The sequence below is a fragment of the Micromonospora sp. NPDC051227 genome (genome assembly GCF_044455385.1).
Lineage (GTDB): Bacteria > Actinomycetota > Actinomycetes > Mycobacteriales > Micromonosporaceae > Micromonospora.
In genome coordinates, this window is sequence record NZ_JBITET010000001.1 from 323,776 (window position 1) to 340,283 (window position 16,508).

Annotated in this window: 17 protein-coding genes; 3 read left to right on the plus strand and 14 right to left on the minus strand. The window is 73.4% G+C overall.

Annotated elements, in window-relative coordinates; all coding sequences use genetic code 11:
• Positions 1-353 precede the first annotated feature (353 nt).
• The 3 genes from ACIA47_RS01555 to ACIA47_RS01565 all read right to left on the minus strand — a co-directional run bounded on the left by ACIA47_RS01555 (position 354) and on the right by ACIA47_RS01565 (position 3,003).
• Positions 354-962 carry a bifunctional 4-hydroxy-2-oxoglutarate aldolase/2-dehydro-3-deoxy-phosphogluconate aldolase gene (locus tag ACIA47_RS01555; protein ID WP_396704525.1) on the minus strand — a complete coding sequence of 203 codons (609 nt, stop codon included), beginning with the start codon at positions 960-962 and terminating at the stop codon, positions 354-356.
• Between the two features lie 67 nt (positions 963-1,029).
• The gene (locus tag ACIA47_RS01560) at positions 1,030-2,055 is read right to left on the minus strand and encodes a sugar kinase (RefSeq protein ID WP_396704527.1); all 1,026 of its coding nucleotides are present in this window, start codon (positions 2,053-2,055) and stop codon (positions 1,030-1,032) included.
• An 84-nt stretch (positions 2,056-2,139) separates the two neighbouring features.
• Entirely contained in the window at positions 2,140-3,003 is an 864-nt protein-coding gene (locus ACIA47_RS01565) for a S1 family peptidase (RefSeq protein ID WP_396704529.1), read from the minus strand.
• 172 nt (positions 3,004-3,175) lie between these two features.
• On the opposite strand from ACIA47_RS01565, the gene ACIA47_RS01570 reads away from it, so the two are divergent.
• Positions 3,176-4,357 carry a low temperature requirement protein A gene (locus ACIA47_RS01570; RefSeq protein WP_396704531.1) on the plus strand — a complete coding sequence of 394 codons (1,182 nt, stop codon included), beginning with the start codon at positions 3,176-3,178 and terminating at the stop codon, positions 4,355-4,357.
• Positions 4,358-4,543: 186 nt separating this feature from the next.
• On the plus strand, positions 4,544-5,731 hold the full coding sequence (locus tag ACIA47_RS01575) for a low temperature requirement protein A (RefSeq protein WP_396704533.1): 1,188 nt from the start codon (positions 4,544-4,546) through the stop codon (positions 5,729-5,731).
• A 10-nt stretch (positions 5,732-5,741) separates the two neighbouring features.
• Here the strand turns inward: ACIA47_RS01575 and ACIA47_RS01580 are convergent, their stop codons facing one another.
• The gene (locus ACIA47_RS01580) at positions 5,742-6,314 is read right to left on the minus strand and encodes a nucleosidase (RefSeq protein ID WP_396704535.1); all 573 of its coding nucleotides are present in this window, start codon (positions 6,312-6,314) and stop codon (positions 5,742-5,744) included.
• 82 nt (positions 6,315-6,396) lie between these two features.
• Here ACIA47_RS01580 and ACIA47_RS01585 point away from each other — a divergent pair, with 82 nt between their 5' ends.
• The gene (locus ACIA47_RS01585) at positions 6,397-6,897 is read left to right on the plus strand and encodes a Rieske (2Fe-2S) protein (RefSeq protein ID WP_396704537.1); all 501 of its coding nucleotides are present in this window, start codon (positions 6,397-6,399) and stop codon (positions 6,895-6,897) included.
• A 33-nt stretch (positions 6,898-6,930) separates the two neighbouring features.
• On the opposite strand, the gene ACIA47_RS01590 is transcribed toward ACIA47_RS01585, so the two are convergent.
• From ACIA47_RS01590 to ACIA47_RS01635, 10 genes are all read right to left on the minus strand, one after another.
• Complete coding sequence (locus ACIA47_RS01590; RefSeq protein WP_396704539.1) at positions 6,931-9,621, minus strand: Hsp70 family protein; 2,691 nt, start codon at positions 9,619-9,621, stop codon at positions 6,931-6,933.
• A 102-nt stretch (positions 9,622-9,723) separates the two neighbouring features.
• Positions 9,724-10,131, minus strand: a complete 408-nt coding sequence (locus ACIA47_RS01595; RefSeq protein ID WP_396704541.1) for a GNAT family N-acetyltransferase — start codon at positions 10,129-10,131, stop codon at positions 9,724-9,726.
• Between the two features lie 61 nt (positions 10,132-10,192).
• The gene (locus ACIA47_RS01600) at positions 10,193-11,005 is read right to left on the minus strand and encodes a TetR/AcrR family transcriptional regulator (RefSeq protein ID WP_396704544.1); all 813 of its coding nucleotides are present in this window, start codon (positions 11,003-11,005) and stop codon (positions 10,193-10,195) included.
• Positions 11,006-11,047: 42 nt separating this feature from the next.
• Entirely contained in the window at positions 11,048-11,599 is a 552-nt protein-coding gene (locus tag ACIA47_RS01605; protein WP_396704546.1) for a DinB family protein, read from the minus strand.
• Positions 11,600-11,716: 117 nt separating this feature from the next.
• Positions 11,717-12,442, minus strand: a complete 726-nt coding sequence (locus ACIA47_RS01610; protein WP_396704548.1) for a RibD family protein — start codon at positions 12,440-12,442, stop codon at positions 11,717-11,719.
• Complete coding sequence (gene ribA / locus ACIA47_RS01615; RefSeq protein WP_396704550.1) at positions 12,439-13,191, minus strand: GTP cyclohydrolase II; 753 nt, start codon at positions 13,189-13,191, stop codon at positions 12,439-12,441. Before ribA ends, ACIA47_RS01610 begins: the two co-directional genes overlap by 4 nt.
• Before the next feature lie 58 nt (positions 13,192-13,249).
• Positions 13,250-14,188, minus strand: a complete 939-nt coding sequence (locus ACIA47_RS01620) for a YbhN family protein (RefSeq protein ID WP_396704552.1) — start codon at positions 14,186-14,188, stop codon at positions 13,250-13,252.
• 66 nt (positions 14,189-14,254) lie between these two features.
• Entirely contained in the window at positions 14,255-15,070 is an 816-nt protein-coding gene (locus ACIA47_RS01625; protein ID WP_396704554.1) for a class I SAM-dependent methyltransferase, read from the minus strand.
• Positions 15,067-16,113, minus strand: a complete 1,047-nt coding sequence (locus ACIA47_RS01630; protein WP_396704556.1) for a glycosyltransferase family 4 protein — start codon at positions 16,111-16,113, stop codon at positions 15,067-15,069. The genes ACIA47_RS01625 and ACIA47_RS01630 overlap by 4 nt, the downstream gene beginning before the upstream one ends.
• On the minus strand, positions 16,110-16,508 hold the full coding sequence (locus tag ACIA47_RS01635; RefSeq protein ID WP_203125380.1) for a 6-carboxytetrahydropterin synthase: 399 nt from the start codon (positions 16,506-16,508) through the stop codon (positions 16,110-16,112). Before ACIA47_RS01635 ends, ACIA47_RS01630 begins: the two co-directional genes overlap by 4 nt.

The window sequence follows — 16,508 nt, forward strand, 5'->3', positions numbered from 1 at the left end:
AATCGCCCACCGCACCCCGACGCACTTACGCCATGGCGCAACCCCGCCACCCGCCCCTCCCTCCCCCGCCCCCTCCCTCCCTCCCCCCGCCCTCCCTCGCCCCCTCCCGCCCTCCCTCGCCCCCTCCCGCCCCGATCCGCCCCGATCCGCCCCGATCCGCGCCGATCTTGCACTTTCTGTCGCGACCAAAGCCGCGAAACAGGACGCATCGACAACCGCAAGTGCAAGATCGGCGGGGTGGGGCGGGGTGGGGTGGGGCGGGGTGGGGTGGGGCGGGGTGGGGCGGGGTGGGGCGGGGCGGAGGGAGGGAGGGAGGGAGGGAGGGAGGGGGCGGGGGTGGGAGGGGGTGGGGGCTAGGGGGTGGGGCGGGTCAGGGTGGCGAGGGCGTCTAGTTGGCTGGGGTCGGAGAGGGCGGAGCCGACGGCCACCACGCGTACGCCTGCTTGCAGGAACGCGCCGGCGTTGCTGGCGTCGAGGCCGCCGGTGGCGACGAAGCGCAACTGCGGCAGCGGGCCGGCGACGGCCTTGAACCAGGCCGGGCCGAGGGAGATCGCGGGGAACGCCTTGAGCCAGGTGAGGCCGTGCCGCAGTGCCTGCTGGGCCTCGGTGGGGGTGGCAACACCGGGCAGGTGCGGCAGACCACGTGCGGCGGCGGCGTCGGCGACCGCGAGGTCCAGGCCGGGCGCGACGGTGAACCGGGCGCCCGCGTCGGCCGCCGCGGCGACCTGGTCGACGTCGAGCACGGTGCCGGCGCCGACGATCCGGTCGCGCTCGGCCCCCGCCTCGACGGCGGCCCGCAGCGCCGGCACCGCGTCGGCGGTGGCCACCGGAACCTCCACCACGTCGATGCCGAGATCCCAGGCACGCTCGGCGAGCCGAACGGTCTCGGCGACCGGCAGGCCGCGCAGGATCGCCATCACCCGGGCGCCGCCGAAGATGTGGTCGAAGTCCGGTGTGGTCATGGTGCACTCCATCCGAGGTCGCGGTGAAACTGTTGCTGCTGGTCGGGTCGCAACCCGCCGGCCCGACTCAGGTCGTCGCCCCCGGGTCGGTCAGGTCGAGCGGCGACCAGGCGTCGTCGGGGGCGTCGATGAGTTTCTCGAACCAGGCCCACGGCGGGACCGGGGCGTTGTCGCCGCTGCTGGTCAACGCCTGCGCCGCGACGAGGTGACCGAGGCGCAACCGCCGCACCGGGTCGAGACCGCGTAGCAGCCCGGCCAGGTAGCCGGCGGCGAAGGCGTCTCCGGCACCGACCGGCTCCACCACCGTCACCCGGGGCGCGGGCACGAAGAACGGTCCGGCGTCGCGGACCAGTGCTGTGGCGCCCACCGCGCCGTCCTTGACCACCACCGTCTGCGGATCGGGCAACAGCTCGCGCACGGCCGTCGGGTCGGTGGTGCCCCAGAGGGTCTCCGCCTCGTCCTGCCCGACGAAGACGAGGTCGCAGCGGTTGGCGAGGTCGCGCAGCACCGGCGCGGCCTGCTCGGCGGGCCACAGCCGGGCCCGGTGGTTGACGTCGAAACTGACCAACGCCTGCGCCAGCGGCCGATCGGTCACCGCGTGCTCGACCAGCGCCCGGCAGGAGGCGGAGAGCGCCGGGGTGATCCCGGACAGGTGCAGCACCCGGGCACCGGCCAGCGCCGGGTCGGCCAGCGTGGCGGGGTCCATCCGGGCGGCCGCCGACCCGGCCCGGTAGTAGTGCACGGCGGTCCCCTCCGGGCCCGGGTCCTTGACGTACAGGCCGGTGGGGGCGGCCGGGTCCACGCACACCTGGTCGACGCGGACGCCGGCGGCGGCGACGTGCCGAACGACGGCCCGGCCGAAGGGGTCGTCGCCGACCCGGCTCACCCAGGTCGTCAGGTGTCCCAGGCGGGCCAGGTAACCGGCCACGTTGGACTCGGCCCCACCGACCGACACGGCGACCCGCTCGGCGCGCTCCAGCGGCTCACCCGGCGCGGGACAGAGCACCACCATCGTCTCCCCCACCGCGGCCACCTCGACCGACGGAAGGCCGGCCGGGACACTCGCCTGGTCAGGTCGGGGGGCGGTCGGCATCGGGCACACGTCCTCGCGGCGGGGGTGCTGGGCGTCGCCGAGCCTAGGTGTCCCGCGCGGGACGGGCAAGCGGTGTCCCGCCGCTCAGGGCAACGTCAACCCGTACGCGGCCAGCACCTCCGCGATCGGCTGGTAGTAGGTGGTGCCGCCGGCGGTGCAGTTGCCGGTGCCGCCGGAGAGGATGCCGAGGATGGTGCCGGTGGCGGCCACGTAGAGCGGTCCGCCGCTGTCCCCCGGCTCGGCGCAGATGTTGGTGCGGATCAGGCCGTAGATCACGCCGGTGGCGTAGTTGACGGTCTGGTTGAGACCGGTGACGGTGCCGCAGCGCACCCCGGTGGTGCTGCCGCTGCGGCACACGGCCTGACCGATGTACGCGTTGCCGGGGCCGTTGATGGTCAGCAGGCCGGGGTAGGTGTAGACCGCGCTCGGGTGGGTGATCCGCCCGGTGTAGCGGATCAGCCCGTAGTCGTTGGTGGGGTAGCTGGTGGCGGTGCGGGTGCCGAGCACTGTGGTCTGGGCGCTGTCGGCGTACCAGGTGGCGGCGGCGGTGGTGCAGTGCCCGGCGGTGATCACGTAGTAGGTGCTGCCGCTGCGCGCGTTCGCGCCGAGCGAGCAGCGTGCGCCACCACCGCCGTAGATGCCCTGCCCGCCGGCGATCAGGGGGCGCAACGTTCCGGGTTCGCGGCGCAGCAGCACGCCGGCCCGGTCGGCCACCGCCCGCAGTGCGGCCAGCTCGCTGGGGGCCACTGTGTCGTCGACGGTGAGGGTCATCCGGCCGGTGGCAGGGTCGAGACCCCAGGCGGCGCCCACGGTGCGTACCCCGGTCAGCAGGGCCGCCGGGTCGGCGCCGGGCGCGGCGGCCCGGTCGGGGACGGCGGCCTGCGCCGCGCCGGGCGCGACGAGCAGCAGGATGGTCAGGACGAGGGCGGCCAGCGGGGAGCGGCGCATCCGAACCTCCAAAGAGATCGATATTGATGGATGCGGACAAGCATCGCCCGACGTCAGACGCCGTGGCAACCTCCGGCCGCCCTCTTCCCCGACCAGCGGGAATCGCCGATCCGGGGACGGCCCGTGTCGGGGCCGCCGATAATTCCCCGGGAGACGCGGCGGGAGGCCAGGCATGACCACCAGAGGGAATGCGGCGCTGGTACGCCGGCTGGAGGGGTCAACCCGGGCCACGCTGCTGGAGTTGCTCTTCGACGTGGTCTTCGTGGCCGCCCTCGCGCTGACGTCGACACTGTTGACCGAGGAGCACTCCTGGTCCGGCAATGCCAAGGTGCTGCTGATGCTGACAGCCATCTGGTGGACCTGGTCGCTCACCGCGACCACGACCGAGTTCTACGATCCCCAGCAGCGCCCGATCCAGGCCATCCTGATGATCGCCATGGTCGGTTCGGTGGGGATGGCGGTGGCGCTGCCGATGATCACCACCGGACATCTGCTGCTCTTCGTGGTCTCGTACGTCGGCACACACCTGATCCGCTGCATCATCCTGGTCTCCGCCCTGCACCGGCAGGGACACTGGACGGCCAGGGCGCGGGCCACCCGGTTCCTCTTCTGGTTCACGGTGTCCGGCGTCTTCTGGATCGCCGGCGCGCTGGTGTACGCCCCGAACTGGGCGCTCTGGACCATCGCCATCACGATCGACCTGGTCGCCTCGGCGGCCCGCTACCCCACGCCCCGGCTGGGCCAGGTGCCCATCGCCCAGTACAAGCGGATCACCGGGCACCTGGGCGAGAGGTACCAGCAGTTCGTCATCCTGGCCCTCGGCGACATCATCCTGTTGCCGACCCTGCAGGTCAGCCGGAGCGAACTCGACCCGTTTCGGATCGCCGCCCTGCTCGGCGCGTTCGCCACCATGCTGCTGCTCTGGCAGATCTACGCCTTCCGGGCCGGCGAGTTGCTGACGGCGACCGGGGACAACATGTGCCGGCCGGCGCGGCTGGCCCCATACACTCATCTGCTGTTGCTGGCCGGTGTGGTCGCCACGGCGGCCTCGTTCGAGATGGTCGTCGCCCATCCGACCGGAACGACACCGGTGCGGCTGCTCGTGCTGATCATCGGCGGCCCGGCGCTGTTCGTGCTCGGCCGCGTCGTGTTCACCATGCTGGTGTCCGCGCTCGTACCGTGGCGCCGAGTGGCCTGGCTGATCCTGCCGCTACTGATACTGCCGTGGGCCGGCGGCTGGCCGCCGCTGCTGGTCAGCGCGATCATGCTGCTCGGACTGGCCGGTCACATCGTCGTCCCCGGCGGAGATCGGGAGACCACGCGGGGGCTGGACATGCGGCGACCCGACGACTAGGGCCTGTTTCATAAGGGCCGCCCAGCGCCTGCGGCGCCGGCGACAGCCCGACCGACAGCCAGGCGGCGACGGCGCTCGCCGTGGCAACCTCCGGCAGTCCTTCCCGGACCTGCGGGAACCGTCGATCCGGGGACGGGCCGTGCCGCTGCCGCCGATAATCCTCAGAGACACAGCGGGAGGCCGGGCATGACCACCGGAGGCACCGCGGCGCTGGTACGCCGTCTGGACGGGTCGACTCGGGCGACGCTGCTGGAGTTGCTCTTCGACGTGGTCTTCGTGGCCGCCCTCGCGCAGACCTCGAAGTTGCTCGCCGACCAGGAATCCTGGGCGCGCAGCCTGGCGGTGTTGCTGATGCTGACGGCGATCTGGTGGACGTGGTCGGTCACCTCCACCACGACCGAGTTCTACGACCCGCAACAGCGCCCCATTCAGGCCATCCTGATGGTCGCCATGGTCGGATCGGTGGGGATGGCGGCATCGCTGCCGATGATCACCAGAGGGCAGTCCATGGCCTTCGCGCTCGCCTACGTCGGCACCCACGTGGTACGCGGCATCGTCCTGGTCAGCACGTTGTACCGGCAGCAGCACCCCTCGGCCATGGCGCGAGCAACCCGATTCCTGTTCTGGTTCCTGGTGTCCGGCGTCCTCTGGATCGTCGGGGCGCTGGCAGGCACCGCTCGGTGGTGGATCTGGACCACCGCGATCGCCATCGACCTGCTCTCCGCGGCGGCGCGCTACCCCACACCGTGGCTCGGCCGGGTGCCTCTCGACCAGTACGACCGGACCACTGCGCACCTGGGCGAGCGGTACCAGCAGTTCGTCATCCTGGCCCTCGGCGACATCATCCTGGTGCCCACCCTGGAACTCAGCCGCAGCGAGTTCGACCGCCTCAGAATCATCGCCCTGCTCTGCGCGTTCGCCATCATGCTGCTGCTCTGGCAGATCTACGTCTATCGGGCCGGCGAGTTGCGCGAAACCGCGTCCACGTCAGTGCCCGGCCGGTCCTCCCGGATCGCTCCGTACACCCACCTGGTACTACTGGTCGGCGTGCTCGTCACGGCGGCCTCCTTCGATCTTGTCGTCGACCGACCGACCGGAACGACACCGGTACGGTGGCTGCTGCTGATCATCGGCGGACCGCTGGTGTTCGTGCTCGGCCGGGCAGTGTTCGCCTACCTGCTCTCCGCCCGCGTGCCGTGGCGGCGAGTGGCGTCGCAACTGCTACCCCTGCTGGTGCTGCCCTGGGCCGGCGGCTGGCCACCGGTGCTGGTCACCGCGATCGTGGCCCTCGCGCTGGCCGGGCACGTCCTGGTCCCCAGGGGCGGCAGCCGGGAGACCACGCGGGGGCTCAGACTGCGACGGCCCGCCGGATGACCCTCGACGGTCAGGTGAGGTGTCGACCGGCCCAGTCGGCGAGGTCCCGGGCGCACGCGTCCACCGACTCCTGCCAGGTACGGGCGGCGCCGTCGCCCGCCTCGTCGCTGACCTGCTTGACCAGCCGGCACGGCACGCCGGCCTGCGCGGCGGCCCAGGCCACCGCGTACCCCTCCATGTCGACCAGGTCGGCACGCTGCGCCAACCGGTCCCGCTGCTCGTCGTCGGCCACGAAGGTGTCACCGGTGGCCAGCACCGCGCCCTCGGCGGCCAGCGACAGCGGCGCACCGTAGGTCTCCCCGGTGAGCGTGCGCAGCAGGTCGGTGTCCAGGTCGTGCTGGAGAACGGTGGCGACCTCGTGGATGCCGGCCAGCCCGGGGCGCAGCGCGCCCGCCGTACCCAGGTTGAGCAGCAGGGCGGGGCGCGGCCCGGCGGCCAGCACGGCGGCCACCGCGCTGGCGGCGTTCACCTTGCCCATGCCGGTGAGCAGGACCGGCAGCTCGGGCGGCAGGTAGCGGGCTTCCTCCCCGACGGCGAGAACCACCAGCGGGCGATCGGCGCGGACCGTGCCTCGAAGATTCACCGGAGCATCGTACGAGCCCGGCTCTCCCTCACCAACCGCACCCAGCCATCGTTCAGCGCGGTCGCATGTCGCGTTCAGGCACGTGGGGCAGGCTGGTCCGGCGAGCCACCGGACGTCGGCGGTCCGGGCCGCGACGAAAGAGGTGACGACGGTGTACGACGGGCAGGAGTTCCTCCGTGACAACCGCTGGTGCCTGAGCCGACGTGCCCTGCTGACCGGGGCCGGTGCGGCCGGTGCCGCCGGCCTGCTGAGCGCCTGCGGCGTCGGTGACAGCCCGGCCGGTCAGGCGGCAGCCCCGGCCGGCAGCGTGCTGACCAGCACCACCGACGTACCGGTGGGCGGGGGCACGGTGACCGGCGGTGTGCTGGTCGTCCAACCCGAGGCGGGCACGTTCAAGGCGTACGACGCGACCTGCCCACACCAGGGCGCACTTGTCGGCGCGCCCCGCGACGGCGTGGTCACCTGCCCGGCGCACAACTCCACCTTCGCGGTCAGCGACGGCTCCCGCCAGGGCGGCCCCGCCACGAGGGGCCTGACGGAGATCCCGATCAAGGTCGACGGCACCACGATCACCCGAGCCTGACCGACCGCCCCCTGCCCGCCCGATCGCGGATGGTCAGTCCTCGGTGAAGCGGTACAGCACGAAGTCCTTCTCCGCGCCACAGGCGATCACGTGGGTGTTCCACGAACAGGACGAGCTGCGCACGTCCTTCAGCTCACCCAACTCGTCGACCTCGCCGGACTCGGCCCACACACCGGCCAGCACCCGGTTGTCCGCGACCACGCTGGGCGCCTTGGCGAAGACCAGCAGGTTGCCCGCGTCCAGGCGGACCGCCACCCCGCCCCGGTCCCGCAACACCGGCTTGCCGGCGGCGTCGAAGACGGTGACGCTCGGCTCCGGGGACTCCCGCTGGGCGAGCACCTGCTCACCCAAGGCAACCAGACCGGTCACGCCCGGCGCCGACCACCTGATCATGCGCGCACCCTCGGTGGCCGCCACCACCTCGGTGCGCGCGACGTCATTGTCCGGCACCTGCAACAGGCAGGCCCGCCGCTCACCGCAGGCCACCAGGTCCTTCGGGCGGTACTCGTCGTTGCCGGAACGGTGCAGCACCACCGGCTCGGCATCGGAACCCAGGTCGTACGCGAGCAACTGGTAACCACCCTCGTTGGCGGCCACGTACAGGCGGTCCTCGTGGGCGACCACCAGGTCGTCGAGGTCGGCGACGCTCCCCCACTGGCGCAGCACCGCGCCGGATGCCATGTCGAGCAGCCGTACCGACCGGTCCGCACCCACCTGGACCAGTCGCCGCCCCTTGCTCGCCCAGGGGTTGCGGGGCGTGCCGTCGAGGAAGGCCGGCCCGCCCGCCGCCGCGTCGGTGCCGACCGGCCGGACCACGGTACGGCCACCGGTGTACTGGCTGCGGGGGTTGGGCTGCCTCCACTTCGCCGAGCCGTTGGTCAGGCGCAGGCCGACCAGTTCGTCCGCGGCCCGGTCCACCAGCACCGCCGTGTCGTCGGCGAAGTAGACGTCGTCGTCACCACGCAGAACGCGCTGCCAGCGCTGCTCGCCGGTACGACCGTCGAGGACGGCCAACGGTCGGGGGGTGCTGTCGCCCGGTGCGTCGGCGAGGACCGCGACCGCCCCGGGAACGGCGATGATCGCCTCCCAGTCGTCGGCCCGCACGTCGGTCTGCTCGCGCCACAACTCGCGGCCGTTGCCCGCGTCGACGGCCACCACCTCGAGCCGGTCGTCGGGCAGCGGAAACGCCAGGTAGGCCCGGTCGTCGAGCACCGCTGTCCACGTGTCGACCGGCCGTTCGGCGCCGGCCGACAGCCGGGACAGCTCGCGCAGCGAGGCGAACTCCAGATCCGGGTAGCGGTCCCGGGTCAGGTAGAGCGTCGCCGCGGTGGCCACCCCGGCCAGGGCCAGCACCGCGCCGAGCACCACCCAGCGCGCCCGTCGCCAGCGGGTAGCGCCGCCCGGCGGGGTCGGGGTGGTGCCGGCCAGGCCCGGCCCGGGGGGCGGGCCCGCCGGTGGGGTGGATCCCGGCCAGGGCTGCGACGGTACGACCGGCGCGGGCGCTCCGGCCGGGGCGGGCGGGCTCCCCGGAGCCGGCGCGGGTGGTGCGAGCGGCGGTCCCGCGTACGCCAGGGCGGGCACCGGCCTGCGCAGCGGCAGGTCGGTCAGGGCGCCCTCGGCCACCGGCAACTCGGGCTGGTCCAGCACCGTCGGCGCGATCCCCAGCTCGGCGTGCAGCATGCGGGCCACCAGCGGGATCCGTGACGACCCGCCCACGAGGAACAGCCCGTCGAGCTGGTCGGGGCGCAGGCCGGCGGCTGCGATGACCTCCCGGGCCCGCTGCACCGCCCGGCGCAGCAGCGGCGTGGCCACCCGCTCGACGTCCGCCCGGGTCAGCTGGATCGTCTCGGCCACTCCCGGCACCGCGACCGGGGCGACCGCAGACCGGGACAGGGTCTCCTTCGCACCTCGTACCTCGTCCCAGAGCCGGACCTGGTCGCGGCGCTGCGCCGGATCCGCCGGTCGGGTGAGCCGGGCCCACTGCGCGGCGTGCCGCTCACCGACCAACTCGCCGACCCGCCGCACCAGCGCGGCGTCGAGGTCCAGACCGCCCAGGTCGGGCAGGCCACCGTCGGCGACCACGCTGAAGCCGGAGTCACCCCAGGGGTCCGCGCCCTCGTTGCGCAGCACCGCGACGTCGAGTGTCCCGCCACCGAAGTCGAAGACCGCGATCGCCCCGCCGACCGGCACCGGACGGTGCAGCACCTGCGTGTAGTAGCGGGCGGCGGCCACCGGCTCCCGCAGCAGCCGGGTGCCTGGCGGCGTCGGCCCGGCGAGGGTGTGCTCGGCCGCCTGCGGCCAGCCCGCCCGCAGCAGCGCGTCGGCGAGGACCTGCCGCCGCGTCGCGTCCCAGGCGGCCGGGCAGGTGACCACGGCCGGCGGCAGGAAACCCACAGCGCCCACCGCCGCCCGGCCGACCGCCGCCAGCACCGCGGCGAGCAGATCGGCCGGCGGGTACGCGCGGTCGCCGAGCTGCACGGTCGGCTCGTCCACCCGACGCTTCGGGTTCGCCTCGAACCGGGCCGGGTCGGCCTGCGCCAACCGACGGGCGTCCCAGCCGGTGTGCAGGGTGCCGTCCGGGTCGGCGTAGACGGCGGACGGACTGAGCGGTTGACCGTCCATCAGCAGCGGACGGGTCCGCCCGTCCGGCCAGCGCAGCACCGCGACCGTGTTGGACGTGCCGAGGTCGATGCCGAGAGCGAAACCCTCGTGCTGGCCTGCCATTGCCCGATACCTCCGCCGCGACGAGGGGAACTCGACCCCGCATCGTACGCAGGCCCCGCCGCAGCGCTGATCACTCGGTCCGGGGTGGTCGGTGGCGTCCGGTCAGTGGGTGGAGCGGACGCCCACCACCTCGTCCTCGCTGGTCTCCCCGGTCAGCTGGAACCCGAGTTTCAGGTAGAACTGCTCCGGGCCGTCCGGCCCCGGCTTCCACGTCGTGTAGACGCGATCGTGCCCACGTCGGCGGGCCTCGTCGCGGACGGCCTGTACCGCGAAGCGGCCGTACCCCCGGCCCTGGTGCTCGGCGGCGATGTTCAGCCGCCACAACCCTGAGCGCCTGTCGTCCGGTTGGGCCGGATCCCACACGATGTCGAAGAAGCCCATCAGGAAGCCGACGATCTCGTCATCCTCGACGATCAGACGCGGCCACGCGATCTCGGGCTGCGCGTACGCCTCGGCGAGGGACCAGGCGACCGGAGACGAGAACTTCTCCTGGTCGGGCCGCACGCTCACCCGGCACGCGGCTTCCACATTGACATGAGTGACTTTCACCAGTCGCGGCACGCCGGCCACCCTACCGAGCGGGGCTGTGCAACAGGCCGTCGAGCAGGCCGCGCAGGCCGAACAGGAACCAGGTGTCCAGGTCGGTGTCGGGTCTGGTCTGCCCGGCCGCGGCCAGCCATGGTCGGTCGCGGGTACGGCCGGTCCGCTCCAGCCGGGTGAGGGTCGCCGACCACCAGGCGTGGTAGGTGGTGTCCCCGGGGTCACGCCGGATGAGCAGGGCCATCCCCTGGATGTAGCCGCTGAGCGCCAGGTAGGCGCGGAACGCCTCGGCGGGGTCGTACCCGGCGCCGGTGAATGCCGCCACCACCCGGTCGACCATGGCGAGTACCGCCGGCCCGGTCGGTGGCCGGTCGGTGGCGAGGATGGCCAGCAGCCACGGATGGCGGCGGTACATCGCCCACTCGTCTCCGGCCAACCGTTCGAGCCGTCGGCGCGGATCACGCGGTAGGGGTGCGGTGCCGGACGGGCGGGTGGCGGTGATCTGCTCGGCCATCGCGGCGAGGAGGTCGGCCCGGTTCCGGACGTGCCGGTACACGGCGTGGGCGGGCAGGCCCGCGCGTTGGGCGAGGACCCGCAGGGAGACGGCGTCCAGACCCCCGGCGTCCGCCAGCTCGACCGCGAGGGCGACCAACTGGTGACGCGGGTCGCCGCCGGTCGGCGCGGGAAGGTTCCGAATCCGACGCGGGGTGCTGGTGGGGCCGTGCTCACGACGCCTGCGGTACGCGCGGGCCTGGCAGCGTCGGGAGCAGTAGCGGCGCGGGCGCCCCCGGCCGGCGCCGACGGGCAGGTCCGCCTCGCACTCGACACACCGGGCACTGAGCACGCCGCCTCCGGTTTCGTCACGCCACTCCGTGTGACGAAAGTACTACGGTCGAGCAGCCGGGCCGTGCCGATCGGTCCCTGCGGCGCGGAGCAGCCGGAGCTGACCGATCTCCGCGACGTTCTTCATCAGCTCCGAGTTGACCCAACAGATCGTGTGGGTGACGGTGTGGTCGGTCCCGTCCGGCCAGGGAAACGTCGCGATGCGGTCGAGGTCGCTGTCGTCGAGCTGGTCGAGCAGACCGAGCCATTCGGTGCGCAGGTCACGCAGCCAGGCGACGCTGGGCTCGCCCGCACCCGGCCAGACAACGGCCGTGCGCTGCCGCGCTGATCCACCCCGGAGATGGTCCATCGCCACGGTCCACCACCAGCCGACGTGCCAGGTGAGCCAGCCGATCGTCGGCACCGGGACCGGGTCGGGTTCGGTGTCGGCCCAGTCCGGGGTCCAGGTTCCGTCGGTGCTCTGCCGCACCGACCAGCAGTGGTCGGCCGGCTCCCAGAGGAAGTCCGCGGGTTCGAGTCGCTCCAGGTGGTACTCGAACAGCGACCACGTCAGGTCGAACTGCCAGCGCAGCAAAGCCAGGCTCGGTACGGACATCCGGAAATCCTGTCCGAACCCACCCCCACCGTCCACACAATAACCCCACCCACCCAGTCTGGTTGATCATGAGGTTGGCGGGTTCTGCCGAGATCAAATCACCCGCCAACCCCATGATCAACCGTTAGGGCGTGCGGGGCCGGTGTGGCAGCGGGTGGAGAGGGCGTAGCGGAGCAGGACGACGTCGCCGATCTGGCGGGCCTCGGCCAGGCGGGCACGACGACCCGGGTGCCAGGGGAATCGACCCTCGCCGACGAACCGGGGCGCCCGGCCGTCACCGACGAAGAACGGGGCGACCACCAGGTGCAGTTCGTCGGCGAGGCCGGCGGCGAGGAACTGGGCGTGCACCGTCCCGCCGCCCTCCACCATCAGCCGCTGTACGCCCCGGGCGGCCAGGTCGGTCAGCAGCCACCCCGGGCCGACGGGCTCACCCGCGTCGATCACGGTGGCCAGTCGGCCGACCCGCTCCTCGGTCTTCTCCAGCGCGCCGGTGGCGCAGTAGACGAGCCGGGCCGAATCACCGGCGGTGAAGAAGCGGGCGGTCGGGTCGAGGTCGCCCTGGGCGGTCAGGGTGACCTTGGTGGGCGACGCGGGCCGACCGGCCGCCACCCGCTCGGCCCGGCGGCTCGGGGATCGCACCAGCAGCCGAGGGTCGTCTCGTCGGACGGTGCCAGCGCCGACCAGGATGGCATCGCAGCTGGCCCGGACCGCGTCGACGCGGTCCAGGTCCTCCTCGTTGGACAGCAGTAACCGCTGCTCGGAGGCGTCGTCGATGTACCCGTCGATGGAGGCGGCACAACTCAGCAGCACGTACGGCCGCGTCGGCCCCGGCCGCCCGCTCATCGGGAGACGGGTCGCTCAGGAGCACGGCCCGCGAGCGCATCCGCCGCCTCGGCCGCCTCGACCTCCGCAGCCTCGACCTCCGCCGCCTCGACCTCCGCCGCCTCGACGTCCGCCGCCTTGGCCTCTGCCGCCTTGGCCGCCTTCGCCGCCAGGTAGTCGGCGTTGGCCGGCGAGAGGAAGACGCTGGTGAGCACCCGTTCGGCCACGTCCACGCCCAGCCGGGTCAACTGCTCGGCCTTGTCCGGGTTGCTGCTCAGCAGTCGGACCCGCGGCACACCCAACGTGGCCAGCATCTGCGCGGCGGCGGTGTAGTCCCGCTCGTCCTCGCCGCGGCCCAACGCGACGTTGGCCTGGTAGGTGTCCAACCCGGCGTCCTGCAACGCGTACGCGTCGAGTTTGGCGTACAGGCCGATGCCACGGCCCTCCTGTCGTAGGTAGAGCAGGAAACCGCCGGTCTCGGCGATCCGCTGCACCGCCTCGCGCAGTTGCGGGCCGCAGTCGCAGCGTTGGCTGCCGAACACGTCGCCGGTCAGGCACTCGCTGTGCGGACGGACCAGCGGGGCTTCTCCCCCGACGGCGAGCCGGTCCAGGGCGCCCGCCCAGTCGCCAAGGCCGAGGGCCAGGTGCTCCCGACCGTCCACCAGGCCCTTGAAGGTGAACACCCGGGCGGTCGTGGTGTAGCCATCCGGAAACGCCAGCGGCACCGTGACCTGCGTGCGGATCGTGGCAACCGGCAATGCTTCGGGCATGGGACTCCTTTGTCCGGCGCCACCGCCGTCCGGCGACGCGTACCGTCTCACAACCGACTCAACATCCGCCGCCGGAGGCGGCTTCCCGAGCGGCGGCCGGAATTCGGCGCCGACGGGCCAGCAACACGGCGGCACCGGGCAGGCTGGCCACCAACACCAGTGCGCCGTAGACGGTGGCGGTGGCGACGCCCTCGGCCGCGCTGAGGCCGGCCGCGCCGAACACCCACGCCGCCACCCCCTCGCGCGGCCCGAAACCGGCCACGTTCAGCGGCAGACCCATGGCGAGCAGGGCGAGCAACGTCAACGGCAGCAGTCGGGACAGCGGCGCGTCCGACCCGGCGGTACGCGCCGCCACCAGGAAGGTGGCCAGGTGTCCGGCGATCATCACGGCCGAGGCGACCAGCACACCGAACCAGGTGCGCCGCGCCAGCAGCCCCGACCGTACGTCCGCCACGGCGGTCCGCAGTGCCGTCGCCCAGCGCGACCCGCCACCGTTGGGAAGGCCCCGGGCCAACAGCACGACGAGCAGCCCGCCGGCGACGAGCAGCGCGACGGCGACCGGCAGGTACGGCCGTACCGGGGACGGGAAGGCGGCGAGCACCACCAGCGCGACCCCGACCAGGACCACCTGCCCGGCGGCACGTTCCCAGACCACCGCGCGGATGCCCCGGCTCACGTCACCGGCGTCGCGGCCGTGGCGTACCGCCCGGTGCACGTCACCGAGCACCCCGCCGGGCAGGGTGGCGTTGAGGAACACGGCCCGGTAGCAGTGCGCCACCGCTGTCGCCAGCGGCAGGCGTACGCCGAGACCGCCGGCGACCAGGCTCCACCGCCACGCCGCGCAGACAGTGGTGAGCACTCCGATGACCAGCGCCGCAGCCAACGCTGACGCGTCGATCAGTCGTACTCCGGCGAGGAACGGGCCGCTGCCCACCTGCCACAGCAGGACGGCGAGCAGACCCACCCCGCCGACCACTCGTGCCCAGGCCCAGAACATCGGCGCCGGCCTCCCCTTTGAAGATCGTCCACTTGCCCTAGTGCACGTACCCAGGGTGTGAACGGTTCATCCACCGGCGAGGAGGTCAGTGTGTTCGACAAGCACTGTGAGTCGACCGGCCGCGTCGGCCAACCGGCGGCGGGCGTACGCCTGGGCGGGCCCGGCCAGGTCCGGGCGCTGCTCGCAGGCCGCCCCGAGCCACCCTTGGAACCATTCGGCGATCAGGTCGGCCTGCTCCGGGCCGAGACGCCACGGGCTGGGTCGTTCCCGCACGTCGACGCCGCGCCGGGCGAACGCGGCGGCGGTGGCGGCGGCGGCATCCGGGCCAAGCAGCCGCCGGCCCTCGGCGGTACGCCGCTGGTGGTCGTTGAACGCGGCCTCGACCGCCTCGTCGAGCGGGTCGGTCGGGGTGAACCGGACCCGCCCGGTCACCGAGATGGCGAACAGGGCTGGTCGGCCGACGCAGGCCGCCGCCACCCGTTCGACCTCCTCCGCGGTGAGCATGTCCAGCAGCGCGGACGCGGTGACCAGGGAACCGTCGGCGAGGTCGGCGGCGGTCAGCCGGGTGAGGTCGCCGCAGCGGGTGTGGACGGTGACCGGGGTGCCGTCGGCGGCGGTCACCCCCCTCATGCCCTCGGCGGCCCGGGCCAGCAGGTCGGCGTCCCGGTCGTGCAGCACCCAGTGCTGTGGCCCGGGCAGCCGGGCGGCCAGCCACCGACTCATCGACCCGGTGCCGCTGCCCAGGTCGTGGATCACCGTCGGGGTGTGCCCGGTCAGCCGGGCCCGGACGGCGTCCAGCAGGTCCTCGGCGCGCGCCGCCGCGTCGGCCGGCTCACGCAACCGCAGCCAGTCGGCGAACGGCAGGGTCTCCTCGGCGGTCATTCCGCCACCTCCTTCAGCACGCCGGCCAGCAGCGCGGTGGTCACCGGCCAGTCGGTCAGGGTGTCACGCCGGGCGAGAGCGGCACCCCGCAGCCGGGCGCGCAGCGCGTCATCGTCCAGCCAGCGGATCAGCGCGGCGGCCAGGGCCGCCGGGTCGCCGGGCGGGACCAGCAGTCCCGGTCGGTCACCGTCGGGTGCGTGACCGAGCGCCTCCGGCAGGCCGCCAACCTCGGTGGTCACCACCGGCAGGCCGCGGGCCAGCGCCTCGGTGACGACCATGCCGTACGTCTCGCCTCTCGATGGCAGCACCAGCAGGTCGGCGTCGGCGAACGCGTCGTCCAACGCCGCGCCGGTCAGCGGGCCGACCAGCCGCACCCGCTCGGTGAGGCCCGCTCCGGTCAACCGGTCGCGCAGCCGGTGCACGAGATCCGGTTCCCGGGCCAGGGTGCCCGCACAGACCATCGTCCAGGGCCGGCCGACCAGCGTCGCCAACGCGTCGACCAGCACGTCGTACCCCTTGTGGTGGGTGACCGCCGCGACGCAGAGCAACCGGTCGCCGGCCACCGCGCCGGCCGCGGCCGGCGCGGGCCGCACACCGGGCGGCGCGGCCCGGACCCGGCCGGCGAGGGCCGGGTGGCGGGCCAGCAGGGCACGGCGGGTCCATTCGCTGGTAGTGACGACGGCCCGGGCGGTGGCCAGGGCGCGGGCCTCCGGCTCGTCGTCCAGCGGCAGGTGCACCAGGAGCACCAGGCGCAGCCGACTGGCGTGCGGGGCGAGCAGGTCCGGCACGGTCGAGGCGATCAGGCCGTCGATCAGCACCACGGCGTCGTCGGGAGCGGCGGCGAGCACCCCGCCCAGCGTCGCCCGGTCGGCCAGGTCGGGGTGCGGCCACGCGCCGGGCACCTGATGCTCGTGCACCGACCAGCCCCGCTCGCCCAGCCCCGCGCAGATCCGCCGGTCGTAGGAGTTGCCGCCGCTGGGCGTGGCCGGGTCGTCGATGTCACCGGGCAGGACGACGTGCACCGCCCGGCCCGCGTCGGTCACAACGACCGCTCGTAGCTCGCCCAGGCGATGTGCGACTCGTGCAGGGTGACAGTGATGCCGGTCAGGTCGCGCGCCCCCGCGCCCAGCTCACCGGCGTGCACCCGCTCGACCAGCCGGTCCGCGACCGTACGGGCCAGCACCTCCGTTGTGGTGTTCACCCCGGCGAACGCCGCCTCGTCGTCGAGGTTGCGGTAGGTCAGCTCGCTCAGCACGGTCCGTAGCTGCTCGGTGGCCAGGCCGATGTCCACCACGATCCCGTCGGCGTCCAGGTCCGGCCGGCGGAACGTCGCGTCCACCACGAACGTCGCGCCGTGCAGCCGTTGGGCGGGCCCGAACACCTCGCCTCGGAAACTGTGGGCGATCATCATGTGGTCCCGAACTGTCACGCTGAACAC